Below are 26,029 nucleotides of genomic sequence, written 5' to 3'. Positions count from 1 at the left end.
CAAGGAAAAGTTATGGAGCATGTTTTGACTGAGTCGACTCCAAAACCGACAAGGAGCCAGCCTGCACCAAAGCCCAGTTTTGCTGACAGGTTACAACATTGGTTACCTAAGATTGTGTTGGCACCGACCGCGTTGGTGACCGTGGTATGTATCTACGGCTACATATTCTGGACGGCAGCGCTGTCGTTTACTAATTCTCGATTTCTACCGAGCTTCAATTTTGTTGGCTTTACTCAATATGAAAAGCTGATGGAGAACGATCGCTGGATCACCTCAATCACCAACCTCGGTGTGTTCGGGATCCTATTCATGGTGATTGCTATCGTCTTGGGTGTCGGTTTGGCGATTTTGCTTGACCAAAACATCCGTCAAGAAGGCGCGATTCGTACCATCTATTTATATCCAATGGCGCTGTCATTTATCGTGACGGGTACCGCTTGGAAGTGGATTTTGAATCCGGGCCTAGGTATTGAGAAATTGATGCAAGATTGGGGCTTTACCGACTTTAAATTTGACTGGTTGGTGGACTCTGAAATGGCGGTCTACACCTTAGTGATTGCCGCGCTTTGGCAGTCGTCAGGCTTTGTGATGGCGATGTTCTTAGCTGGCCTACGTGGTATCGATTCCTCCATCATTAAAGCCGCGCAAATTGATGGGGCAAGCTTACCCACTATTTATCTCAAAATCATTTTACCTTGCTTGCGACCTGTGGTTTTCAGCGCGGTGATCATAACTTCTCACATTGCGATTAAGAGCTTCGACCTTGTGACGGCGATGACAGCAGGTGGACCAGGGTATTCCTCGGATCTTCCGGCGCTATTTATGTATGCACACTCATTTACACGCGGACAAATCGGCCTCGGTGCCGCCAGTGCGATGATGATGCTTGCCGGTATTTTAGCGATTCTGGTGCCTTATCTTTACTCAGAGCTTAGGGAGAAAAAGTCATGATGAATAACATCAACTTTGCTCGAATGTTCATCTATTCGGCGCTGCTTTTCTTCTGCTTAGTTTACCTAATGCCGCTGTTCGTAATGGTACTAACCTCATTCAAAACCTTGCCAGATATTAAGGCTGGTAACTTGATGAGTTTACCCAAAGAGTGGGTGTTCGATGCTTGGTATAAAGCGTGGGATAGCGCCTGTACTGGCGTTAAGTGTGAAGGGGTGAAAGGCTATTTCTGGAACTCGTTCCAAATGGTGATTCCTGCGGTCGCTATCTCAACACTACTAGGCGCATTCAATGGCTATGTGGTCACTAAGTGGCAGTTCCGTGGTTCAAACCTGTTCTTTAGTTTACTGCTATTCGGTTGCTTCATTCCATTCCAAGTGGTGCTGTTACCGATGGCGACGGTACTGGGCAAAATGGGTTTAGCAAACACTACAGTTGGTCTGGTACTTGTGCACGTTATCTACGGCATGGCGTTTACGACGCTGTTCTTCCGTAACTTCTACATCTCGATTCCAGATGAGTTGATCAAAGCAGCGAAACTGGATGGTGCGGGCTTCTTTACCATCTTCTTTAAGATCTTATTACCGATCTCAACACCGATCATCATGGTGACGGTGATCTGGCAGTTTACCGCTATCTGGAACGATTTCTTGTTCGGGGTGGTGTATTCAGGCTCAGAGACTCAACCAATCACTGTAGCATTAAATAACTTAGTCAACACCAGCACGGGCGTTAAAGAATACAACGTCGATATGGCCGCCGCGATCATCGCTGCACTGCCAACGCTGTTGGTGTATGTCTTCGCAGGAAAATATTTTGTTCGTGGCCTAACGGCGGGATCAGTAAAAGGATAATTACCCATGGCAACATTAGATTTAAAACAGATCCGTAAAACCTATCGCAACGCGGACAACGAAACGTTAAAGGGCATCGACATTAGTATCGATTCGGGGGAGTTCTTGATACTTGTCGGCCCTTCGGGGTGTGGAAAATCCACCCTAATGAATACCATTGCTGGGCTAGAAAACATTAGTTCAGGTGAAATCGTGATTGATGGTGTCGACGTGGCTCAGGTTGAGCCCAAAGACCGCGACATCGCGATGGTGTTCCAGTCGTACGCACTTTACCCAAACATGACGGTACGTGGCAATATCGCCTTCGGCTTGAAGATCCGTAAGATGCCTCAAGACGAGATCGATGCTGAGGTGAATCGAGTCGCTGAAATGTTGCAAATCGAACAACTGCTGGACCGCAAACCATCACAGCTATCGGGTGGTCAGCGTCAACGTGTCGCGATGGGGCGTGCTTTAGCGCGTCGTCCTAAGCTGTACTTGTTTGATGAGCCACTTTCTAACTTGGATGCCAAGCTACGTGTGGAAATGCGCCATCAGATTAAGCGTCTGCATCAAAAGCTCAGCACCACGATTGTTTATGTCACCCATGACCAAATCGAGGCAATGACGCTGGCTGATCGTATCGCAGTAATGAAAGATGGTGAGCTGCAACAGTTAGGCACACCACAAGAGATCTACACTAAGCCAAGCAACATGTTTGTGGCAGGCTTTATGGGTTCACCATCAATGAATTTCATCAAGACTATGGTGGATCTCGACGAAGAGCAGAACCCGATCATCAAGGTTATTGGTACGGCTGATCAGGAGCACCATATTCGTCTGCCACAAAGCATGCGTGAACAAGACGGCAAAGAAGTTGTGATTGGCCTGCGTCCAGAGCACATTACTGAGCAACAAGGCGATGATCTGTCGGCAACCACTAAACTGGACTTACAGTTGGAAGTGCTAGAACCGACAGGGCCAGATACGATTGCGATGGTGAAGGTGAACGACCAAGAAGTGGCGTGTCGCTTATCACCGGAATTTGAAGTGTCGGTAGGGCAGATGGCACCGCTGCATTTTGACCTGTCGAAAGCGGTATTCTTTGATGCACAGACTGAAGCGAGAATTGATTTCTAGTTTTTGAGTCAGTAGTCCAATGAGAGGCTAAGCTTAAACAAAGGCAGTATCACTAACTTATAATGAGTAACGTGATGCTGTCTTTTTTGTTGTTTTAGCTTGTTTTATTTCCTCGTGAAAACAGAGGGATAAACGAGATAATCAGATTAACTGAAATAATATCGCCAATTAGTCACGGTTAGCTCTATAAAGCGGACTGAGAACAGCGTAGGATCGCGCTACTTTAGACCCAATACTAGGTGCACTTTTGTGCATAGACAGAATAAAACATGAAACTAACAGCAAAACCCTCCGCTAGTAACGCTCTACTTATCTCTATTACGACACCTGACTTTAAAGGTGACGAAGCAAAAGAGTCTCTTGCTGAACTTGCTCGATTAGTGACAACCCTAGGGTTTAAAGTGGTCGGTACTCAGTCACAACACCACAGTTCAACCCAACGACAAAACGTATTAGGTGCCGGTAAGCTTGCAGAAATTGCTCACCTAACCGGCTACCAAGGCTCGATTCAAGAAGTGGAAGACGAAGACTTCATTGATGAGTCTTTTGATTTTCATGCTGGTATTGATGAACTCGATTTTGATGACTTGCCATCTGAAGAGGTGGAGTTTGGTACTGCTGATGTTGTGGTATTTGACTGTGATTTGAGCCCATCTCAACTACGCAATGTTGAGGCTCACTTAGGTGTCGAAGTGTTTGACCGCACCGGTATCATCATCGAAATTTTCAGTCGCCACGCTCGCACTCGTACTGCACGTCTGCAAGTAGAAATTGCTCGCCTAAACTACTTAGTACCTCGACTTCGTGAAACAGCAGACGGTGACAAAGAACGTCAAATGGGTCAGGGTGCTGGTGAAACCTCACTAGAGCTTGACCGTCGTAAAGTACGTGACCAAATTGCTGCGCTTAAGCGTGAGCTGGTAAGCGTACAAGATGAAATGAAGAACCGACGCACACAGCGTTCGGAACTTTTCACTGTTGCTCTGGTTGGTTACACCAACGCGGGTAAATCTTCGATGATGCGTGCAATGACCGCAACCGAAGTGAGTGGTGAAGACAAGCTGTTCGCGACCCTAGATACGACGGTTCGTGCACTTCAGCCGATCACTCAGCCGCGTATCCTAGTGTCAGATACGGTGGGTTTCATCAAGAAACTGCCACACGATCTGGTTGCTTCATTCCACTCAACACTTGCAGAAGCGCACGATGCTTCATTGCTGCTTTATGTGGTTGATGCTTCTGACGTTTCATTCCGCGCACAGCTTGATGTGGTACATGAAGTATTAGCGCAAGTGGGGGTTGAAGGCAGCGAAAAACTATTAGTACTGAACAAGTGCGATAGATTGAGCGAAGAAGAGCAGTTAGAGCTGATTGAAGAGTTCCCAGATGCGATGCTGACGTCAACTCGCGACCCACTGGATATAACCAAGCTTCATAAGTACATCGTGGGTGTGGCTGAGCAAGGAATGATCGAAGAAGAGATCACCATTCCTTATTCTGGGCAAGGCATCATCGGTGAGATCCGCTCTAATATGAGTGTGGTGAAGGAAGAGTACGACTACGAGTGCATTAAGCTGACAGTACGTTCAAGTGCTATTGATTTAGCAAGACTTAAAAAGCGTATGCAGAACTCGTAATCATCTGTTTCAGATAATATTTCAATATCCTATTAAGATAACCAGCTCTAAAGAATCTCTATATAAGGCTGCCATTTTGTTTACCGAAGTGGTGGCCTTTATTTTTCCTCCTAACCTCTATTTGTCCTCTAAACCTCTATTTCATCATTGATAGTTTGGTCAACTCTCACCCATTTATAAATATTCTATGGGTCATTTTCCACCCATTAATATTATTGGCTGAGCTCCCTGATGAGCGGCTCGATATTACCAAGCCTTATGGTTAAAGGGTTGTTAATGATTTGTGTCAATATGGCGCGCTAATTGCCTTAGTGAAAGCACGCAGTTCCCATTGAAGGGCTGCTTTGTTTACTAAGGAGAATAATAATGTTTAAGCCTCTTACCCTGCTGTCTGTATCTGCTCTGGCACTCACCAGTTTTAATGCTGCTGCAAACTGTGATCCAGGTGAAATCGTGATTAAATTCAGTCATGTAACCAATACGGATAAGCACCCGAAAGGCATCGCTGCTTCTCTACTTGAAGAGCGAGTAAACACGGAAATGAATGGTAAAGCTTGTATGCAAGTTTTCCCTAACTCGACGCTTTACGATGATAACAAGGTACTGGAAGCCCTGTTAAATGGTGATGTTCAAATGGCGGCACCTTCGTTGTCTAAATTTGAGAAGTTCACTAAGAAATACCGCATTTTTGACCTTCCGTTCCTGTTTGAAGATGTAGAAGCCGTTGACCGTTTCCAAAACTCAGAATCTGGTGAAAAGCTGAAGAACGCAATGAAGCGTCGTGGTCTTCAAGGTTTGGCATTCTGGCACAATGGCATGAAGCAGATGTCTGCGAACAAGCCACTACTAACCCCTGCAGATGCAGAAGGTTTGAAGTTCCGTGTTCAAGCGTCAGACGTATTGGTAGCTCAGTTTGAGCAGTTAGGTGCTAACCCTCAGAAAATGTCGTTCAAAGAAGTATACGGTGGCCTGCAAACTAAGGTTATCGATGGTCAAGAGAACACTTGGTCAAACATCTACGGTAAGAAGTTCTTCGAAGTACAAGACGGCGTGACTGAAACCAATCACGGCATTTTGGATTACCTAGTGGTAACGTCAAACGACTTCTGGAAAGACCTACCTGAAGATGTACGTACACAGCTTGGCACCATCGTCCAAGAAGTCTCTGAAACTCGTAACGCTGAATCTTCAAAAGTTAACCTAGCGAACAAAAACAACATCATCGAAGCTGGTGGTGAGGTTCGTACGTTGACGCCTGAACAGCGTCAAGCATGGGTAACAGCACTTCAACCAGTATGGAAGAAGTTTGAAAAAGACATCGGTTCAGATCTTATCGATGCAGCATTAGCTTCAAACCAATAACACCGCTATAGGGCGGCGGCTCCCTACCGCTGCCCTTTATTAAAACAATTATAAGCGGAGCATTTATGGAACAGTCTCAAATGGAACAGTCTTTATTTTCCAAAGTCGGTAGAGTCACCGATTTAATTGAAGAGTCTTTAATAGCCTTCTTTCTGGGTGCAATGACCCTACTAACTTTTGCGAACGTGGTCTTTCGATACGCGTTCAATGACAACATTTTATGGGCATTGGAACTCACCGTATTCATGTTTGCATGGATGGTACTGGTTGGCGCTTCTTACGGCGTTAAAAAGCACTTTCACATTGGCGTTGATGTCATCATCAACCTTGCCCCTGAAAAGCTACGCAAAGTGTACGCGTTAATTGCCGTCACTAGCTGTCTTGCCTTTTCAATCTTACTTCTCATCGGTTCATGGAATTATTGGTACCCATTCGCGACTGATCGCGCATGGTATGAAACCGATGATATCCCAATGCCAGAGATGCTGCAGTTCTTAGCTGACTGGCTGAATGAAGGTGAGCGATACGAGAAACTACCACGCTTTATCCCTTACATGGCGTTGCCGATTGGTATGGCATTACTTACGTTCCGATTCATTCAAGTTGCTTACCAAGTTGTGACGGGCAAACTCGACCGCATGATTGCAGGTCATGAAGCCGAAGAAGAGTTGGATGCGTTGAAAGCGGATGTACTTGCGGGTTCTGACGAAGACGCGACTGCAGTATTGGATTCGACTACGAACAACAAGACCAGCGCGTCGGGTACAAAGCCTAACGGTAAGGAAGACTAATCATGGCAATGTTATTTCTATTTTTGATGGTAATTGCTTTTATGTTGGTCGGTGTGCCAATTGCGATTTCCTTAGGTTTATCAAGCATCCTGTTTTTGTTGATGCATTCAGATGCGTCATTGGCATCGGTCGCACAAACTCTGTTTAACGCCTTTGCTGGCCACTACACATTGTTAGCGATTCCTTTCTTTATCTTGGCCTCGAGCTTTATGTCTACTGGTGGCGTGGCGAAACGAATTATCCGCTTTGCTATCGCGATGGTTGGCTGGTTCCGCGGTGGCTTGGCGATGGCGTCGGTTGTGGCATGTATGATGTTCGCAGCGTTGTCTGGCTCTTCACCTGCGACGGTAGTGGCGATCGGTAGTATCGTTATCGCAGGTATGATCAAAAACGGTTATTCGAAAGAGTTTGCTGCAGGGGTTATTTGTAATGCAGGCACTTTAGGTATTTTGATCCCGCCATCGATCGTAATGGTGGTATACGCGGCGGCAACCGATGTATCGGTAGGTCGTATGTTCCTTGGTGGCGTGATTCCGGGTTTGTTGGCTGGTGTGATGTTGATGATCGCTATCTACATTGCAGCACGCATTAAGAAGATTCCAGCGCAACCATTTGTGGGTTGGGGTGAGATGTTCGCAGCCGCTAAAGACGCAAGCTGGGGTTTGCTACTGATCGTCATCATTCTTGGTGGTATCTACGGTGGTATCTTTACTCCGACAGAAGCAGCTGCAGTAGCGGCGGTGTATGCCTTCTTTATTGCCAACTTTATCTATAAAGATATGGGGCCGTTTGCGGATAAGAGCAACACCAAGCCAGCGCTGGTTAAAGTGTTCCAAACCTTCTTTCATAAAGATACCAAAGACACACTCTATGATGCGGGTAAGCTGACGATCATGCTGCTGTTTATCATTGCTAATGCTCTGATTTTGAAGCATGTGCTGACAGAAGAACGTATTCCTCAGATGATTACCGAATCTATGCTCTCTGCGGGCTTAGGGCCAATCACCTTCTTGATTGTGGTGAACGTACTGCTCTTGATTGGTGGTCAGTTCATGGAGCCATCAGGCCTTCTGATCATCGTTGCTCCGCTAGTATTCCCAATTGCTATCGCGCTTGGTATTGACCCAATTCACCTTGGTATCATGATGGTGGTGAACATGGAAATAGGGATGATAACACCGCCAGTGGGACTCAACTTGTTTGTAACTGCAGGGGTTGCCAAGATGTCGATGATGAATGTGGTCAAAGCGGCGCTGCCTTGGGTTGGCGTAATGTTCCTGTTCTTGATAATCGTAACTTACGTGCCTTGGGTATCGACATGGTTACCAACCACCTTGATGGGACCGGAGATCATAACCAAGTAGTTGTTTTAGCTTTTTATTAGAATGGAATTTAATCCATAAAAATTGAGGAGGTCTTTAGACCTCCTCATCTATGTGTCTTCCTCGCTTAACATGAGGATTGATCTGTTCGTATAGCGCTCTTTTCGCTTCCAATTCCGGCGTGTTTAAGTCGAGATGTTCATCGGTATAGTAAATGCCATCTATCTCGAAAGTGTCGCTAATCGAAGGAACTCTAGTTTTCTCACCCATAGCCATATCCTTATTATATTTATTGCATAACATCCTGTTATTGAAATAAGTATAGGTGATCTTGCTCGCAAATCTAATTTAGTTTGGTTCCGCCTTAAATGACTCTTTAGATAGCTGATGTTTTTGCATCTTATCGTAGAGTGTTTTTCTTGGTAGCTGCAGCCTTTCCATTGTCTCTTTGATACTACCGTTACATTCGATAAGCACTTGCTTTAACGTGTTTTTTTCAAATTCTGATACTAACTCGGCCAAAGACATTTGTTGGGCGGTTGTATTAGCGTTATCTGATAGGTGAGAAAGCTTACCTAAAAGGACAAAACGTTCTGCAGTGTTACGTAATTCACGCACATTTCCCGGCCAATCATGCGCTAAAAGGGCGTGTAATTCACTTTGTGGTAGAGCAGGGGCGGTTTTGCCATAGCGAGCGGCAGCGACCAACAAGAAGTGGTGGAACAGGGCTGGGATGTCTTCTTGTCTGCTTCTCAACGGTGGTAAATCTAAGGTCACAACGTTAAGTCGATAATAGAGATCCTGGCGGAAAGTACCTTCTTCAGCAGCCTTCTTTAGGTCGACTTTAGTGGCCGCAATCACGCGGATATCCAGAGGCACTAATCCGTTTGAGCCCACCCTTTCGATAACGCGTTCTTGCAATACTCGTAGCAGGCGTATCTGTGCTTGCATCGGCATGGACTCTATTTCATCCAAGAACAGGGTTCCGCCCTGAGCAAACTCAAACTTACCCACACGTTTACTCTCGGCGCCTGTGAATGCGCCTTTTTCATGACCGTAGAGCTCACTCTCAATTAGGTTTTCAGGAACGGCACCACAGTTTACAGCGACAAAGTTTTGTTCTCTGCGGCTGCTTTGCTCATGTAGGGACCGCGCGACCAGTTCTTTACCTGTGCCTGTCTCTCCAAATAACAAGATATCGGCGTTGGTGTCGGCGACATGGGTAATCACAGAGCGAAGCTCAGTCATGGTCTGAGTATCACCAATGATTCTCGGCCCAAGAGTTTTACTGGCTTTGAGTGAGCGTTTGAGTTCAAGGTTTTCCAAAGTCAGCTGGCGCTTTTCAATGGCGCGTTTGGTTGTCTCGATTAAGCGCTCATTGGCAAAAGGCTTCTCGATAAAATCATAGGCGCCGTCTTGAATCGCTTGTACCGCCATCGAGATGTCACCGTGTCCTGTGATCATGATGACGGGAATCTCTTTGTCTTTATGCATGACAGTGTTGAGCAAGTCATGGCCAGAGATACCGGGTAGACAGATATCGGTAATGATCACATGAGGTAACCCGTTCTCTTGAATCGCGAGTAAAGCTGATTCCGCATCGGGAAAGAATTCGGCGTCAATATCCGCGAGCTCAAAGCTCTGCTCAATCGCAATTCTTAGGTCAGATTCATCATCAATGAAGTAGACGTGACACATAGTTATTCCTTTAATTTTCCATAACTGATTATCGCTGAGTTCATATGCTAGGCCGTAAATCTTCGGGCTAGCCTCAGTCTGTTGTTTTTGTCTTTGCTGCTATTGTTCTTTCTGTTGCTAAACAAGCGGTAACTCTATGCTAAATCGAGCGCCACCTTGTGGACTGGTTCCTGTTGTGAGCTTGCCGTTAATTCCGCTGATTATTTGCTGAGATATCGATAAGCCTAACCCAAGCCCGTTCTTCTTGGTGGTATGGAAAGGCTCGAAAAAGTTACCGCTTGATGAAGACGTAAAGCCAGGCCCGTTGTCATCGATGTGAATCAGTAGCGTGTTATCTTGAGCCTCATCCGTTTCTTTGATTTCTAACAAGATGGCTAATTGCTTATCGTCTTGCTCTTCCATTGCCTGAACAGCATTAGTGAGTAGGTTGATGATGACTTGTTCCAGTTGAATGGCGTTAGCGAGTACACAGACATCGAAGGTTTCGGGCAGCTCATTAAGCTTAACTCGCTCGCTTTTGAACTGTGGCTTCATCAGTTCTTTAGATGAGTGAAGAATGGGCAGTATTTGTAAGGTGTGCAGCTCTTCGGCGGTCGATTTTTTAGCAAAGGAGCGAAGCTGGTGGCTGATTTTCGCCATACGATCGGTGAGTGCTGAAATACGCGATAAGTTGTCATCGACTCGATCTATTTTCTCTTTGGCCAGAAACAGTCGCCCATTGTCGGCGTAGCTGCGAATGGCCGCGAGAGGGTTGTTCAACTCATGACTAATACTGGCTGACATCTGACCTAATACCGCTAGCTTGGCTGCTTGAATGAGCTCGTCTTGGGTGTGTCTCAATACTCGCTCGGTTTCGATACGTTGCTTGATCTCTCCATGCAACTCAGAGGTTCTTTCGAGTACTTGAAACTCTAGTTTCTGATTCGCTTCAGACTGTAATCTGTCGATCTGAGCGCGTCGGTGTTGGCGATGAAGGTTAAGCTGAATGACCAGATAAATGATCGCGAATACTAAGCTTAATACCACCATGTAGGCTACCAAATCCCACCAAACCAAGTGTGTAGGAGAGAAGACCCTGACCGTTAATCCAGGGTCAGGTAGAAAGCGTGAAGAGGTAAAAAACTTTTCTCTAACTAAAGGATGAGATGAACGAATGCTGCTGGTCGCGCCCTCTAGATCGCCAGAGAAGTGAAGGCTTTCAATCTGGGTATCGAGATATTGCTGATTCTCCCGAATGCGAGCTTGTTGTGCATTATCGAGAGGCTGAAGACTTTTGAATAGCCATTCAGGATTGCTAGACATAAAGATAATCTGGTCTTTATCATCCGCGACAAAAAAGCTCTGTTTGCCTTGCCAGCTTGCTTCTATCGAAGATAAATCCATTTTTACCACAATTACACCAATGATTTCAGCAGCATAAGAGACCGGGTAAGAGTAATAGTAGCCTCTCTTTCCTGAAGTCGAACCTAAAGCAAAGTACTGCTTTTCATGTCCTTGAATGGCTTGTTGGTAATAAGGGCGAAAGGCAAAGTTACGCCCAACAAAAGAATGTTTTAGATTCCAGTTACTGGCTGCGATAGTGGTACCGATGCTATCCAATAAATAGGTGTCAGACGCCTGAATAACAGTGTTGACGTGCTCTAGATAGCGATTGGTGAGTTCAATTTGAGCAGTGTTGCTTGGTGAGTGCAGGGCATCAACCAGCTCTTTATCCTTCGAAAGCAGCTCAGGGATATGGGCAAACTTATCCAATTGGCTGGCAATGTGGACGGAAAAGCGGTCTAAGTTAGATTGGTGATCATTTAACAAACTTTGATGGCTCGTATTCCATACCCAGTGACCACCAAGGATCATTAAGACGCTGTAGGCGATCAATAACAGGATACGAATTCTCGAAGCTTGAAACATGCTGGTTCTCCGCTAAATCGGGGCGACAATATAAAGCCTGCTTTCTCTCATTCATCACAGTAATTAGCGGTAGTTTTTACTGAAAATAGAGAGCCAGTAGATGGAGTTAGGTTAAGGCTTTGTAACGGAGATTGTTGAAAAAGTTATCGACTCTGAGGGGTAAAACAAGAGCAAGATCTCTTTTTAAGGTTTTTAGCAAAAAAAGCCCTCGATTCCCTTGAAAAAGTCGCTATTGTCCCCATTTCTGTTGTGCTAAGTGATGTTCTGAACGTTTTTGTATCATTTAGTTGGACGAATTTAGAGCATTCATCATCAAGCAGAGGTGAACGGCTCGACAGAGATTAAACAGATCGCTAGAATGTCGCGTCTAAAATTTCTGTCCTGAGGCTAATCGGAGATACCTTTCTTGTTTCCGAAAACAAGCTTCGCTGCTTTTTATTAGCCAGTGAAAACTGAGCTGTTAACAAGTATGTGAAGATGAAGATATCGCTGATTAGTCTGGTGTTTGGTTGAATGAGCAATTCAAACATCAATGCTCGATTTTAAATTAGGTGTTCGGATAGAGCACTACACAAGGATGCAGCCAACAACGCCGGCTTTTGAATTAAAGCTAAGTTACGGCTCATATGCTCAGATTACTGAGCCAGTTTTGAGGTTTATATAATGCAAGTTACTGTTGAAACGCTAGAAGGCCTAGAGCGCCGTCTTAATATTACTGTTCCTGCTGCTAACATCGAAGATGCAGTTACAGCTGAACTACGCAACATCGCGAAAAACCGTCGTTTCGATGGTTTCCGTAAAGGCAAAGTGCCAATGAAGATGGTTGCTAAAATGTACGGCAAAGCAGTACGTCAAGACGTGATGGGCGAAGTAATGCAACGTCACTTCATCGAAGCGATCGTTAAAGAGAAAATCAACCCAGCTGGCGCACCAACTTTCGCACCAGTTGAAAACAACGAAGGCGCTGACCTAGTATTCAACGCAACTTTTGAAGTTTACCCAGAAGTTGAGCTGAAAGGTCTAGAAAACATCACTGTTGAAAAGCCAGCAGTAGAAGTTAAAGACGCAGACGTTGAAGAGATGATCGAAACTCTACGTAAGCAACAAGCAACTTGGACTGAAGTTGACACTGCAGCTGACGCTGGTTCTCGTGCAACTATCGACTTCGTTGGTTCTATCGACGGTGAAGAGTTCGAAGGCGGTAAAGCTGAGAACTTCCCACTAGAGATGGGCGCTGGTCGCATGATCCCTGGTTTTGAAGACGGTATCGTTGGTAAAACAGCAGGTATGGAATTCGAAATCGACGTAAACTTCCCAGAAGATTACCACGCTGAAAACCTAAAAGGTAAAGCAGCTAAGTTTGCAATCAAAGTAAACAAAGTTGAAGCTCGTGAACTTCCAGAACTAAACGAAGAATTCGTTGCTAAGTTCGGCGCAACTGACGGCGTTGAAGGTCTTAAAGCTGAAGTTCGTAAGAACATGGAGCGTGAGCTTAAGCAAGCTGTTAAGAACCGCATCAAAGAGCAAGCTATCGACGGTCTAGTTAACGAAAACAACATCGACGTACCTTCTGCTCTAATCGATCAAGAGATCGGTGTTCTACGTCAACAAGCTGCTCAACGTTTCGGTGGCAACACTGAAGCTGCTGACCAACTTCCACGTGAGCTGTTCGAAGAGCAAGCTAAACGTCGCGTAGTTGTAGGTCTTCTACTTGGTGAAGTAATCAAGACTGAAGAGCTAAAAGCTGACGACGAGAAAGTTAAAGCTATCATCGAAGAGATGGCTACAGCATACGAAGATCCATCTGAAGTTATTGCTTACTACGAGCAAAACGAGCAAATGATGAACAACATGCGCAACGTTGCTCTAGAAGAGCAAGCTATTGATGCAATCATCGCTAAAGCTCAAGTTTCTGATAAAGAAGTTAGCTTCAACGAGCTAATGAATCAGCAACCTGCTTAATATAGTAATATCTGACGTAGAAGGTTGACGTACGGTCGACAATTCTGCTAACAATGGTCCGTATGATTTTATCATTCGGGCCATTTATTTTAGGGACATAAGAATATGAGCTACCAAGAAAAAAATACAATGCCATCGATTATGGACGCACTAGTTCCTATGGTGGTTGAACAGACTTCCCGTGGTGAACGTTCTTACGATATTTATTCTCGTCTATTAAAAGAACGAATCATTTTCTTAACAGGTCAAGTGGAAGACCACATGGCAAATCTTGTCGTGGCTCAACTGCTTTTCTTGGAATCTGAAAACCCAGACAAAGATATCTACCTTTACATCAACTCACCTGGCGGTAGCGTAACAGCAGGCATGTCTATCTACGACACAATGCAGTTCATCAAGCCAAACGTGAGCACAGTATGTATGGGTCAAGCTTGCTCTATGGGTGCATTCTTACTAGCGGGTGGTACTCCAGGTAAGCGTCACGTGCTTCCAAACTCACGTGTAATGATTCACCAGCCACTTGGCGGCTTCCAAGGCCAAGCGTCTGATATTCAGATTCACGCGCAAGAGATCCTAACGATCAAACAAAAGCTAAACAAACTATTGGCAGAGCACACAGGCCAGCCCCTAGAAGTTGTTGAGCGTGATACAGATCGTGACAATTTCATGTCTGCTGATCAAGCAGTAGAATACGGTTTAGTGGATTCAGTTCTTAATCACCGCGGTCAATAATTGCAGGGCAATTGTTTGACGCAAAGTGATGCAAATTGATATACACTCAAACCATAGAGAGTAAAGGCTAAGAGGTTAGCGAATGACAGATAAAAGCAAAGAGGGTGGTAGCGGTAAACTGCTTTACTGCTCTTTCTGTGGCAAAAGCCAGCACGAAGTTCGCAAGTTAATCGCAGGTCCTTCTGTTTACATTTGTGATGAATGTGTCGATCTTTGTAACGACATTATTCGTGAAGAAATCAAAGATGTTCTTCCTAAGAAAGAGTCTGAAGCGCTGCCAACGCCGCGTGAGATTCGTGAGCACCTTGATGACTATGTAATCGGTCAAGAATACGCGAAAAAAGTGCTAGCAGTTGCAGTATATAACCACTACAAGCGTTTACGTAATGGTGATACGACAGCTGAAGGCGTAGAACTAGGTAAGAGTAATATTCTTCTTATCGGTCCTACCGGTAGTGGTAAAACGCTACTGGCTGAAACACTGGCTCGTTTCCTAGACGTTCCTTTCACAATGGCAGACGCAACTACACTAACCGAAGCGGGTTACGTGGGTGAAGATGTTGAAAACATCATCCAGAAGTTGCTTCAGAAATGTGATTACGACGTAGCGAAAGCGGAACGCGGTATTGTTTACATCGATGAAATCGATAAGATTTCTCGTAAAGCTGAAAACCCATCAATCACGCGTGACGTGTCTGGTGAAGGTGTACAGCAAGCTCTACTAAAACTTGTTGAAGGTACAGTTGCTTCTGTTCCACCACAAGGTGGTCGTAAGCATCCACAGCAAGAGTTCTTGCAAGTGGACACGTCTAAGATCCTATTTATCTGTGGTGGTGCATTTGCCGGCCTAGATAAAGTGATTGAACAGCGTGTAGAAACAGGTTCAGGTATCGGTTTTGGCGCTGAAGTGCGTTCAAAAGACGAAACCAAAACTATTGGTGAACTGTTCACTCAAGTAGAACCTGAAGATCTAGTGAAGTACGGTCTAATTCCAGAATTCATTGGTCGTCTACCTGTTACAACAACACTGACAGAGCTTGATGAAGAAGCGCTAATCCAAATCCTTTGTGAGCCGAAGAATGCACTGACTAAACAGTACGCAGCATTATTTGAGCTAGAGGATACAGAGCTAGAGTTCCGCGAAGACGCGTTACGTGCTATTGCTAAGAAAGCGATGAGCCGTAAAACGGGTGCTCGTGGTCTACGTTCTATCTTGGAGGGTGTTCTACTAGAAACGATGTACGAACTGCCATCTTCAACTGATGTAAGCAAGGTTGTGATTGATGAGTCGGTAATCAATGGTGAGTCAGAACCACTGTTGATTTACAGCAACTCAGACAATCAAGCAGCTGTTGCAGAGTAGGTCTTTTTTAGACAAGTCGCTCAAATTGAAAAAGGAGGTAAGCAATTACCTCCTTTTTTTTATTCTTCCATTGAATCCAGTCGTTTAAGCCCCATATACTGCTTTATAAGTTAAAGCGGAAGAGAGAAATATATGAACTTGGAACGTTCCGAGCGTATCGAAATCCCCGTGCTACCTCTACGTGATGTAGTGGTTTACCCACACATGGTTATTCCATTGTTTGTTGGTCGTGAAAAATCGATTACTTGCCTAGAGTCGGCAATGGAAGCTAACAAACAAGTACTACTTGTTGCGCAGAAAGAAGCGGACACTGATGAGCCTTCAATTGACGACCTATTTAAAGTAGGTACCGTCGCTACCATTCTTCAGTTACTTAAGCTCCCTGATGGTACGGTTAAAGTACTTGTTGAAGGTCAGCAACGTGCAAAAATTCACGAGTTCAAAGAGAGTGAATTTTTCCTAGCGGATGCCGAATACGTTGTTACCTCAGAACTTGACGAAAAAGAACAAGAAGTGGTTGTTCGCAGCGCGATCAATCAATTCGAAGGCTTTATTAAGCTAAACAAAAAGATTCCACCAGAGGTTCTAACCTCTCTGAATGGGATTGATGAAGCAGCTCGTCTTGCAGATACCATCGCAGCACACATGCCACTTAAACTTGTAGACAAACAGCACGTACTAGAAATTCTAGATGTGACTGAGCGTCTAGAGTTCCTGATGGGCCAAATGGAATCAGAAATTGATATCCTGCAGGTTGAAAAACGCATCCGTGGCCGTGTTAAGAAGCAGATGGAAAAATCTCAGCGTGAGTACTACCTGAATGAGCAAATGAAAGCGATTCAGAAAGAACTTGGCGAGATGGACGACGCTCCTGATGAATTCGAGACTCTGAAGAAGAAGATCGAAGAGTCAAAAATGCCTCAAGAAGCTCGTGAAAAAACCGAGCAAGAACTGCAAAAACTGAAAATGATGTCGCCTATGTCTGCTGAAGCAACAGTAGTACGTAGCTACATCGATTGGATGGTTGGCGTTCCTTGGGCTAAGCGCTCAAAAGTTAAGAAGAATCTAGCGAAAGCGGAAGAGATCTTAAACGAAGATCACTACGGCTTAGAGCGTGTTAAAGAACGTATTCTTGAGTACTTGGCGGTACAGAACCGTATCAATAAGCTGAAAGGTCCAATCCTTTGTCTTGTTGGTCCTCCTGGTGTGGGTAAAACGTCATTAGGTCGCTCTATCGCGGCTGCTACAGGTCGTAAGTACACGCGTATGGCACTAGGTGGCGTTCGTGATGAGGCTGAGATTCGTGGTCACCGTCGTACCTACATTGGTTCTCTTCCGGGTAAATTAATCCAGAAGATGTCTAAAGTTGGTGTTAAGAACCCACTCTTCCTATTGGATGAGATCGATAAGATGTCTTCTGATATGCGTGGCGACCCATCTTCAGCACTTCTTGAAGTACTGGATCCAGAACAAAACAACGCGTTTAACGATCACTACCTAGAAGTAGATTACGATCTGTCAGACGTTATGTTCGTTGCGACTTCTAACTCGATGGACATTCCTGGCCCGCTACTGGACCGTATGGAAGTGATTCGTCTGTCTGGTTACACAGAAGATGAAAAGCTGAATATTGCTAAGAGCCACCTGCTAGATAAGCAAGTTAAGCGCAACGGTCTAAAACCTCACGAAATTGAGATTGAAGACTCTGCAATCATCGGCATTATTCGTTACTACACGCGTGAAGCGGGTGTACGTAGCCTAGAGCGTGAAATCTCTAAGATCTGCCGTAAAGCAGTGAAGAACATCCTACTAGACAGCGACCTCAAGTCTGTAACGGTTAACATGGATAACCTGAAAGAGTACTTAGGCGTTCAACGTCACGACTTCGGTAAAGCGGATGAGAGCAACCGTATTGGTCAAGTAACAGGCCTGGCGTGGACTCAAGTTGGTGGTGACTTGCTGACTATCGAAACCGAAGCAATGCCGGGTAAAGGTAAGCTAACGCAAACCGGTTCTCTTGGCGATGTGATGAAAGAGTCTATCCAAGCTGCGATGACGGTAGTTCGTTCTCGTGCAGAAAAACTGGGTATTAACTCAGATTTCTATGAGAAACGCGACATTCACGTTCACGTACCAGAAGGTGCGACACCGAAAGATGGTCCAAGTGCGGGTATCGCAATGTGTACTGCGCTTGTTTCTAGCTTAACGGGTAATCCTGTGAAAGCTGAGGTCGGTATGACAGGTGAAATTACCCTTCGTGGTGAAGTTTTACCTATCGGTGGCTTGAAAGAGAAACTGCTTGCAGCACACCGCGGCGGCATCAAAACGGTACTGATTCCGAAAGACAATGAGCGTGATTTGGAAGAGATTCCAGACAACGTAATCGCTGACTTGAAGGTGATCCCAGTTCAGTGGATTGACGAAGTACTGAAAGTAGCGCTAGAACGAGATCCGTCAGGGGTCGAGTTTGACGTGAAAAAATAGTGATGCATAGCAAAAATAAGTAAAGAATTACGCTGATAGGCCCGAAAAGGCTTGTCAGCGTTTTTTTTGGACGCTAAGTTATTGATCAAAGCGGCAGCCCTTTTGCAATAAGGGTTGCGGCTAAATTAAAACCAAAATGGAACGTACAGTCATCGAGAAGTAGTCACAGATGACACATAGGGGAAAAACAGTGAATAAAACACAACTAGTAGAATCAATCGCAGAAAACGCAGACATCTCTAAAGCTTCAGCTGGTCGCGCTCTAGACGCTTTCATCGAAGCAGTTGGCACAACGCTACAATCAGGTGACCAAGTTGCACTTGTTGGCTTTGGTACTTTCAGTGTTCGTACTCGTGCTGCTCGTACAGGTCGTAACCCAAAAACTGGTGAAGAGATCCAAATCGCAGAAGCTAAAGTACCTGGCTTCAAAGCGGGTAAAGCACTTAAAGACGCATGTAACTAATTTCTACTGCTGAAACCTCGATTTTAAAGAGGGGAAGGCAGTAAAATGCGTTTACTGTTTGAAAATTGATGTTTCATTCTTAAACAGTATATGTGCAAAGCACATTGAACTAATTTAAATTATGCGCATCCTACTGATGCGCATTTCTTTTTCTGATAATATCGCGTGAATAGATTTTTATTTTGAAGCCAATGCTTCATATCCGGAGAGCACTTAAATTATGATGGATCGATTACGCGAAGGCGTGAATAGCATCGCGGTAAAAATTATCCTTGGGTTGATTATCCTGTCATTCGTATTCGCAGGTGTAGGCAGCTACATCACCGGTGGCGGTAACAACGCAGCAGCTAAAGTTGGCAATACAGAAATCGGTCGTGGTGAGTTCGAACAAGCTTACCAAAACGAACGTAATCGCATGCAATCTCAACTTGGCGATTACTTCGCTCAAATGCTTGCAGACCCTGCGTACGTAGAGTCTTTCCGTAAATCAGTACTTGATCGCATGATCAACGACGTTCTACTTGAGCAGCAAGCAGAGTCTCTAGGCCTACGAATCAGCGATTCTCAAATCCGTACAATGATTCTAGAAATGCCTCAGTTCCAAACTGCGGGTCAATTCGACCAAGAAGTTTACCAAGCAGCACTACGCCGTGCAGGTTTCAGCGCAGAAAGCTTCGCTGAATACATGCGTCGTGACCTAATGCGCAACCAGCTTGTGACAGCACTTCAAGGCAGTGAATTTGTTCTTCAAGGCGAAATCGACACACAAAGCAAGCTAATCGCTCAAACTCGTGACATTCGCACAGTGACTCTTTCTGTTGCTGACCTTGCTAAAGACGTTGAGCTAACTGATGAGCAGATCGAACAGTACTACACTGAAAACCCTCTAGCGTACACTCGTCCAGAGCAAGCTAAAGTGTCTTACATTGAACTTTCTGCTGAAGCACTTAAGTCACAGCTAGAAGTGAGCGACGAAGAAGCACAAAAATACTACCAAGAACACTTAGACAAGTACTCAACGGCAGAGCAACGTAAAGTGAGCCACATTCTTGTTGAAGGCGACGACGAAGCAAAAGCTCAGTCAATCCTAGACGAGCTAAATGCAGGCGCTGACTTTGCTACGTTAGCAGAAGAGAAATCTGACGACTTCGGCAGTGCAGATGTTGGCGGTGACTTAGGTTGGATCGAACGTGATGTGATGGACCCAGCTTTCGAAGACGCAGCTTTCGCTCTTCAGAATGTTGGTGATACAACTGGCCTAGTTAAGTCTGACTTCGGTTACCACATCATCAAGCTAGACGAACTAAAAGCGCCTGAATCTCAGCCATACGCAGAAGTAGCGGCAGAGATTAAGCAAGAACTTCTAGACCAACACGCAGTAGACCAGTTCTACGAAATGCAAACTGAGCTAGAAAAAGTAGCGTTTGAATTCCCAGACTCGCTAGACGATTCTGCAGAAGCTATCAATGCTAAGATCACAACAACTGATTTCATCTCTCAAGCTGATGCTCCAGAAGTTCTGATGACGCCTGCAGTTATGCAAGCTATTTTGAGCCCTGAAGTGAAAGAAGATGGCCTTAACTCCGAAGTTATCGAAGTGGCTCCTGAGCACGTCATTGTTGTACGTGTTGAAGAGACTCGTGATGAGACAGTTCTTCCTCTTGAAGAAGTGAAAGACCAAGTTGTGGCGGCACTATCTGCTGTAAAGGCGGAAGAGCAAGCTGTTGAGCTAGGTGTTTCTCTAGTTAACGACCTTAAAGCTGGTAACGAAGCTGTGCTAGCGGACAACAACCTTGAGTTCACAGAGCTTGAGACCATTGACCGTAACTCTCCACTAGCTGCTTCTGTGTTCGCTCTAGCGAAGCCAGAAGAAGGCAAAGTGGTATTCGGCCAGTCTAAAGACCAAAACGGCAACATCGTTGTTGTAGAGCTGTCTAAAGTAACGGCTGAAATTAACCCTGCATACAGCACTCAAATTGGTGCTCAGTTGGAGCGTGTTGGTAACCAGCAAGATCTGACTAACGTATTAAACGTACTACGCAAAAACGCAGACGTTGAATACTACGTAGTAGGTCAAGGTCAGTAATCATCAATTGTCTTGCTAGGTAGCCACAAATCATATTTGTGAGCCAACAAGCAAGCTGATGAAAATAAGATGTATAACAAAGCGGGTCACTTAGGTGGCCCGCTTTATTTTTATCTGGCGCTCATGTTATCTCTTGCTACAAACGCATAAATTACCTTTTTTCACAAAGGAATGGATTATGCGCACTCTATATTCAACACTACTTCTTTCACTTCTGATGTTTTTAAGCCCTACAGCACTCGCAGACAGCCCAACTAAGGCTGAGCTTTATGATGGCATTGAGGTTACAGTAAACATTAATACCGCGACCGCAGAAGAGCTATCAGCGCTATTGGTTGGTGTGGGCGATAAGAAAGCCAAAGACATTGTCGACTATAGAACTGAGAACGGTGCATTTGCTACCGCTGACGATTTGGTGAGTGTCAAAGGGATTGGTGAAGCAACGGTTGAGAAGAATCGCGAAAGAATACAGCTTTAGTTTGTTTTTTTGCTCATTACCAATGAAATGATAGCTAGGAAGCCGCCTGCCAGTGCACCTGCTAGGTGGGCTTCAATAGCCACTCTCGCGTTAATTAGCTCACCAGTCGTGCTGGAAGGGCCTACAAATTGCTCCCAAGCGATTTTAGCGACTAATCCTGATACCAACAGCCAACTAGATTTCCTGCCGTTTAAAGCCTCTCTGAGCGCGAATAAGCCAAACAATCCATGCAGTGTTCCCGATAAGCCTACATAAATCTGAATGCTTGAAAGCAACAAAGCCAATCCAGTGATTAAACTGATCATAGCTAACGCAGAGATAAGTTGTTTTCGTGTGGGTTGAAACAGATAACTGATGATCCACAAGCCTGCTAGATTCATTAGCAGATGTGAGTAGTTGGTATGTGAAAAGTTTCCTGTTAGGATCCGCCACCATTGTCCATCGACAATCGCACTTTTATCCCAAACGACCCAAGCCTGCACTGGCTCTAGTTGGAATATGACGCATAAAAGTGAAGTGAAAATTAAAACAGGGTACACATTACATCCATGTCTCGTTATTGCCCCCAATGCAGCAAGGCGTTGAAAGCTTGTATTTGTCAGTGGGTTACACCACTAGAGTCGAACGTTGAGCTTATCATTCTTCAGCACCCATCAGAAGAGCATCGTCCGATGGGAACCGCGCGTATCCTCTCGTTATCTTTAAAAAATAGTGTGACGATCGTCGGTGAAGATTTTTCAGATAATGAGCAACTGAATGCCATGCTGGCTGATACGCAATATCAGCACGTGATTTTGTACCCGAGTGAACACTCTGCGCCAGTTGAATCTGTAACACGGCCTAATAAAAAGCTACGTGTGATTTTATTGGATGGGACGTGGAAGAAAGCATTCAAGATGTGGCAAGTGTCGAGTAACTTGCATGCGTTGAACACGGTCCACTTACCAAAAGATCTCAAGGGTAATTACCGAATCCGTAAAGCGCCAAGTGAAAATAGCTTGTCGACTGTAGAAGCTGGGTACCATTTACTGAGCTTGTTAGAAGATGGCCGAGATTTCAGTCCGCTGCTAACGGCATTTGACCAAATGATTCAGTTTCAAATCAATCAAATGCCGCCGGGCGTATTTGAGAAAAACTACTTAGCGTAATCTCATTAATACTTGTCTAAGTTCGCTGAGTCTAAGTACTGCGAGTAAGTCTAGAACTCTGTATGTGCTGAAAACAACTGTTGGTGCATCTTCTGAGCCAGGTCATCGGTCATTGATGAGATGTAATCGGCGATCACGCGCATCTTTCTGGATGCATCTTGATGTTGTAGCCATTGCTTCTTGATGGGCAGTGGCAACAGGCGTTCAGGATCGGCGCTGAAGGCTTCAAACATATCCATGATGATCTGCTGGCCTTTGTACTCAATAACTTGAACCTGCGGCACTTGAATCACGAATTCGCTGACGAAGTGTTTCAGCTTGTCGAGGGTAGCATCCATGCTTGGCTCCAATACGGCATTGTAGGCAAGCAGTGCGTTCTCAAAACTTTCATCAACAGGCTTAATCGAGATACTCGTCAGCAGCGCGTTAACAATCCCACCAATGGCATCTTTTCTGCGGTACTGCTCGCCAGAAAACAACATCTCTGTGATCGAATCTAGGTGTTCACAGATCCACGGGTCCGCCATCTCTTTTAACTGCGGATAAGCCGATTCAACCCACTGCGCTTTAGTCACTGAACCAAGCACAATCGCATCTTCCAGATCATGCACGCCATAAGCGATGTCGTCGGCAAGCTCCATGATGGAACAGTCGAGTGACTTATACTTAGTCTTGTTATGTTCTAGTGGCTCTGTGTGCGACTTTCTTTTCTGTTTGAGAAGCTGTTGGTCGTTCGCTGAGAGTGGTTCAAGTACCCAGTTGAATAACTCTTCGTCATGATCGTAGATACCTTTCGCTGGCATCCAGTCTTTGGCACGAAGTTGTCGCTGGTGCTTAACGGGTTCTGGTTGTTCTTTTGCCTTCACTTCACTGAGTAGTGAAGGGTACTTGATTAGCCCTAACAGGGTACGTCGAGACAGGTTCATCCCGTGGTGCTCTGTGTAAGGTTCTAGCTGGGTGACAATGCGAAAGGTTTGCGCATTGCCTTCAAAGCCGCCGTGTTCGCACATCATATAGTTGAGTGCAACTTCACCGCCATGCCCGTATGGCGGGTGGCCGATATCGTGAGCCAAACATAAAGAATCAATTAGGCTATCTGAAGGCAGAAGGTCTCGAAACTCAGGTTGCTTTTTCTTCAGTTGAGCAACGATACCTGTGCCAAGCTGCGCTGCTTCTAGCGAGTGGGTTAAGCGCGTACGGTGAAAGTCATTAACCGTGGTGCCGTGCACTTGAGTTTTTGCTTGTAGTCGACGAAAAGCGGCAGAGTGAAGCACGCGTGCTCGGTCTCGCTGATAAGGGCTGCGGTGATCATCACGTCTTATTTTGTGTTCATCGTCATTTCGATGTTGCCACTCTTGTTCGAGTACAAAAGAAGGTTCGAGTTGAGAATTCAAAATATCACCTATCAAATTGATTTTATTTAACTAATTACAAGCAACTTATACCCAGCTAGCTTATCTCGTCTAGTGATAATTCAAAGCTTGGAGCAAAGGTGGTGAGAAAGTAGTCCATTTCAGGACTTTTGCGCTGTTCGAGAGTCTCTTCTAGCCGACGTTTGGCTTGTTCATACTCATGGTTGCCAGCGCTGAGCTCTTCTAAACATTTTAGATACGCACAGATAGTATCGGCTTGTTTTACGATGTTCTGCTCTTCTTTACTGGCAGTGCCGGAGATTAAGAAGGGGGCGAAATCATCTTGAAACTCTTCTGGCAGCATCGAAAGTAGCCTTTGCTCTGCAGCTGCTTCTATCTTCTTATACTCTTGAGCGATATCTGGGTTGTAGTATTTGACGGGTGTAGGCAGATCCCCAGTCAGTACTTCACTGGTGTCATGGTACATCCCGATTAGGGCAATGTGTTCTGGGTTGAGTTTGCCATCAAACTTTTTGTTTTTGATAAGCGCCAAGGCATGGGCGACGAAAGCGACCTGTAGGCTGTGTTCTGAAATGTTCTCGCTTGAGACGGAGCGCATCAGAGGCCAGCGTTGGATAAGCTTCATGCGTGCGAGATGGGCGAAGAAATGGCTCTGTTTCATAAATGTCCTATCTAGAGAGTGCTCCACTCGTACTTTTTGTTTGCCACAAACTGCACGAGACAGCGGATACAAAAAAGGCTCCTAAACTGGAGCCTTTTAAGCATAGAAGTGAATGAATACAAGTTAAAGTCTTTTAAAACAGCAAATTGTAGCCATCTTTCTTGTGCTCATTAACCTTCGATGAGGTCGTCTTGATTGTAAGTCTGCAAGAAGCGCTCTAGGCGACCAATTGCCACTTCAAGGTCTTCAATATGTGGCAAAGTCACAATACGGAAGTGGTCAGGCTTAGGCCAGTTGAAGCCAGTACCTTGTACTAACAGTACTTTTTCTTGCTTAAGGAAATCGAGTACGAACTTCTGATCGTCTTTAATGTTGTACATCTCGGTGTCGATCTTCGGGAACAGGTACATCGCGCCTTTTGGCTTCACACAAGACACGCCAGGGATCTTGTTAATCAGTTCCCATGCTCGGTCACGTTGCTCAAGCAGGCGGCCGCCTGGCAGAATCAGTTCATTGATACTCTGATAGCCACCCAATGCCGTTTGGATAGCGTGCTGCATTGGTACGTTGGCACACAAACGCATAGATGCAAGCATTTCTAAACCTTCAACATAACCTTTGGCTAAGTGTTTAGGACCGGTCAAGAACATCCAACCACCACGGAAACCACAAACACGGTAAGCTTTAGATAGGCCGTTGAACGTTACCATCAGTACGTCTTCGGCCAACGTTGCAACAGAGGTATGTACAGCACCGTCGTAAAGGACTTTGTCGTAAATCTCATCAGCGAAGATGATTAGACCGTGTTCACGTGCAATCTCGACAACTTGCAGTAGGAAATCACGGCTGTAAACCGCACCTGTAGGGTTGTTCGGGTTGATAAGAACGATGCCGCGAGTCTTCGGTGAGATCTTTGCGCGCATATCATCCAGATCTGGGTACCAGTCTGCATCTTCATCACACATGTAGTGAACCGGAGTACCACCAGAAAGTGCAACAGACGCTGTCCATAGAGGGTAATCTGGAGCGGGAACTAAGATTTCATCACCATTATCCAGTAGCGCTTGCATAGACATAACGATAAGCTCTGAAGCACCGTTACCAATGTAAACGTCTTCTACGTCAAGATTGCGTAGACCTTTTTTCTGGTAGTGTTGAACAACCGCTTTACGGGCTGAATAGATACCTTTTGAGTCACAGTAACCTTGAGATGTCGGCAGGTTACGGATTACGTCAACAAGGATTTCATCAGGGGCGTCAAAACCAAATGGGGCGGGGTTACCAATATTAAGCTTTAGTATTTTATGCCCTTCTTCTTCCATGCGCTTAGCATGTTTGAGTACCGGCCCCCTGATTTCGTAGCATACGCTGTTGAGTTTTGACGACATCCCGATATTTTGCATTGCCGATTTCCTGAAATTAATTTAAATACTTTATTAAAGTACCGCAAAATGGCGTTTGATAGAATAAAAATCTGATGAATGTCGCATTTCAGTGTCACGTTTGGTCTTTTTGTTGTCACCCTTTTCTAAGTTTTAATTCATCGCTTTTATGGTTATTGTCTAAAATGATAGAGGGGCTCGCTTAAAGTCACAGGAATGTTGAAAAGATATCGGACATTCTTGATCTAAGTGGGT

The 26,029-nt window shown here is 45.1% G+C and carries 22 protein-coding genes and 1 pseudogene; 16 read left to right on the top strand and 7 right to left on the bottom strand.

What is annotated here, in order from left to right; translation table 11 throughout:
* Window positions 1-12 precede the first annotated feature (12 nt).
* From F0232_RS17900 to F0232_RS17870, 7 genes are all read left to right on the top strand, one after another.
* Window positions 13-951 carry a carbohydrate ABC transporter permease gene (locus F0232_RS17900; protein ID WP_105059181.1) on the top strand — a complete coding sequence of 313 codons (939 nt, stop codon included), beginning with the start codon at window positions 13-15 and terminating at the stop codon, window positions 949-951.
* Complete coding sequence (locus tag F0232_RS17895; protein ID WP_008218366.1) at window positions 948-1,805, top strand: carbohydrate ABC transporter permease; 858 nt, start codon at window positions 948-950, stop codon at window positions 1,803-1,805. Before F0232_RS17900 ends, F0232_RS17895 begins: the two co-directional genes overlap by 4 nt.
* A gap of 6 nt (window positions 1,806-1,811) precedes the next feature.
* Window positions 1,812-2,924 carry an ABC transporter ATP-binding protein gene (locus F0232_RS17890; RefSeq protein WP_061033667.1) on the top strand — a complete coding sequence of 371 codons (1,113 nt, stop codon included), beginning with the start codon at window positions 1,812-1,814 and terminating at the stop codon, window positions 2,922-2,924.
* Between the two features lie 269 nt (window positions 2,925-3,193).
* Window positions 3,194-4,561, top strand: coding sequence for a GTPase HflX (hflX, locus tag F0232_RS17885; RefSeq protein ID WP_008218370.1), 1,368 nt, complete (start codon window positions 3,194-3,196; stop codon window positions 4,559-4,561).
* Window positions 4,562-4,927: 366 nt separating this feature from the next.
* Complete coding sequence (locus F0232_RS17880) at window positions 4,928-5,923, top strand: TRAP transporter substrate-binding protein (RefSeq protein WP_061033666.1); 996 nt, start codon at window positions 4,928-4,930, stop codon at window positions 5,921-5,923.
* 65 nt (window positions 5,924-5,988) lie between these two features.
* The gene (locus F0232_RS17875) at window positions 5,989-6,714 is read left to right on the top strand and encodes a TRAP transporter small permease (protein ID WP_061033665.1); all 726 of its coding nucleotides are present in this window, start codon (window positions 5,989-5,991) and stop codon (window positions 6,712-6,714) included.
* A gap of 2 nt (window positions 6,715-6,716) precedes the next feature.
* A complete protein-coding gene (locus tag F0232_RS17870; RefSeq protein WP_008218377.1) occupies window positions 6,717-8,078 on the top strand; it encodes a TRAP transporter large permease in 1,362 nt (453 codons plus the stop codon).
* A 54-nt stretch (window positions 8,079-8,132) separates the two neighbouring features.
* Here F0232_RS17870 and F0232_RS17865 read toward each other — a convergent pair whose 3' ends face one another.
* From F0232_RS17865 to F0232_RS17855, 3 genes are all read right to left on the bottom strand, one after another.
* The gene (locus F0232_RS17865; protein ID WP_008218379.1) at window positions 8,133-8,306 is read right to left on the bottom strand and encodes a hypothetical protein; all 174 of its coding nucleotides are present in this window, start codon (window positions 8,304-8,306) and stop codon (window positions 8,133-8,135) included.
* A 78-nt stretch (window positions 8,307-8,384) separates the two neighbouring features.
* Window positions 8,385-9,734 carry a sigma-54 dependent transcriptional regulator gene (locus F0232_RS17860; protein WP_061033663.1) on the bottom strand — a complete coding sequence of 450 codons (1,350 nt, stop codon included), beginning with the start codon at window positions 9,732-9,734 and terminating at the stop codon, window positions 8,385-8,387.
* 117 nt (window positions 9,735-9,851) lie between these two features.
* The gene (locus F0232_RS17855; RefSeq protein ID WP_105059183.1) at window positions 9,852-11,642 is read right to left on the bottom strand and encodes an ATP-binding protein; all 1,791 of its coding nucleotides are present in this window, start codon (window positions 11,640-11,642) and stop codon (window positions 9,852-9,854) included.
* A gap of 162 nt (window positions 11,643-11,804) precedes the next feature.
* On the opposite strand from F0232_RS17855, the pseudogene F0232_RS25255 reads away from it, so the two are divergent.
* The 8 genes and pseudogenes from F0232_RS25255 to F0232_RS17820 form a co-directional block, all read left to right on the top strand.
* A pseudogene (locus tag F0232_RS25255) lies at window positions 11,805-11,987 on the top strand (hypothetical protein); the annotation flags it as partial.
* Window positions 11,988-12,305: 318 nt separating this feature from the next.
* Entirely contained in the window at window positions 12,306-13,604 is a 1,299-nt protein-coding gene (gene tig / locus F0232_RS17850) for a trigger factor (protein WP_004739926.1), read from the top strand.
* Window positions 13,605-13,709: 105 nt separating this feature from the next.
* Window positions 13,710-14,336, top strand: a complete 627-nt coding sequence (clpP, locus tag F0232_RS17845; RefSeq protein ID WP_004736080.1) for an ATP-dependent Clp endopeptidase proteolytic subunit ClpP — start codon at window positions 13,710-13,712, stop codon at window positions 14,334-14,336.
* A gap of 82 nt (window positions 14,337-14,418) precedes the next feature.
* Complete coding sequence (clpX, locus tag F0232_RS17840) at window positions 14,419-15,699, top strand: ATP-dependent protease ATP-binding subunit ClpX (RefSeq protein WP_105059184.1); 1,281 nt, start codon at window positions 14,419-14,421, stop codon at window positions 15,697-15,699.
* Window positions 15,700-15,831: 132 nt separating this feature from the next.
* Window positions 15,832-18,183, top strand: a complete 2,352-nt coding sequence (lon, locus tag F0232_RS17835) for an endopeptidase La (RefSeq protein WP_061033661.1) — start codon at window positions 15,832-15,834, stop codon at window positions 18,181-18,183.
* Window positions 18,184-18,352: 169 nt separating this feature from the next.
* A complete protein-coding gene (locus F0232_RS17830) occupies window positions 18,353-18,646 on the top strand; it encodes an HU family DNA-binding protein (RefSeq protein WP_012604504.1) in 294 nt (97 codons plus the stop codon).
* A gap of 220 nt (window positions 18,647-18,866) precedes the next feature.
* The gene (gene ppiD / locus F0232_RS17825) at window positions 18,867-20,732 is read left to right on the top strand and encodes a peptidylprolyl isomerase (protein ID WP_061033660.1); all 1,866 of its coding nucleotides are present in this window, start codon (window positions 18,867-18,869) and stop codon (window positions 20,730-20,732) included.
* A gap of 178 nt (window positions 20,733-20,910) precedes the next feature.
* Entirely contained in the window at window positions 20,911-21,210 is a 300-nt protein-coding gene (locus tag F0232_RS17820) for a helix-hairpin-helix domain-containing protein (RefSeq protein ID WP_061033659.1), read from the top strand.
* On the opposite strand, the gene rrtA is transcribed toward F0232_RS17820, so the two are convergent.
* Window positions 21,207-21,749, bottom strand: a complete 543-nt coding sequence (gene rrtA, locus F0232_RS17815; RefSeq protein WP_061033658.1) for a rhombosortase — start codon at window positions 21,747-21,749, stop codon at window positions 21,207-21,209. The two genes, F0232_RS17820 and rrtA, sit on opposite strands and share 4 nt — an antisense overlap.
* Window positions 21,750-21,758: 9 nt before the next feature.
* Here rrtA and F0232_RS17810 point away from each other — a divergent pair, with 9 nt between their 5' ends.
* Window positions 21,759-22,358 carry a tRNA-uridine aminocarboxypropyltransferase gene (locus F0232_RS17810; protein WP_061033657.1) on the top strand — a complete coding sequence of 200 codons (600 nt, stop codon included), beginning with the start codon at window positions 21,759-21,761 and terminating at the stop codon, window positions 22,356-22,358.
* Window positions 22,359-22,408: 50 nt separating this feature from the next.
* Here F0232_RS17810 and F0232_RS17805 read toward each other — a convergent pair whose 3' ends face one another.
* From F0232_RS17805 to F0232_RS17795, 3 genes are all read right to left on the bottom strand, one after another.
* Window positions 22,409-23,752, bottom strand: coding sequence for an anti-phage deoxyguanosine triphosphatase (locus tag F0232_RS17805; protein ID WP_105059185.1), 1,344 nt, complete (start codon window positions 23,750-23,752; stop codon window positions 22,409-22,411).
* 55 nt (window positions 23,753-23,807) lie between these two features.
* Window positions 23,808-24,392: a 5'-deoxynucleotidase gene (yfbR, locus tag F0232_RS17800; RefSeq protein WP_004739934.1), complete on the bottom strand. Its 585-nt coding sequence runs from the start codon at window positions 24,390-24,392 to the stop codon at window positions 23,808-23,810.
* Window positions 24,393-24,562: 170 nt separating this feature from the next.
* Entirely contained in the window at window positions 24,563-25,795 is a 1,233-nt protein-coding gene (locus F0232_RS17795) for a pyridoxal phosphate-dependent aminotransferase (protein WP_004739935.1), read from the bottom strand.
* Between the last annotated feature and the right edge of the window lie 234 nt (window positions 25,796-26,029).

The sequence above is a fragment of the Vibrio sp. T3Y01 genome, assembly GCF_013114525.1.
GTDB lineage: Bacteria > Pseudomonadota > Gammaproteobacteria > Enterobacterales > Vibrionaceae > Vibrio > Vibrio chagasii_B.
Note: the sequence above shows the minus strand (reverse complement) of the source record. Positions and strands in the feature narration are given on the sequence as shown.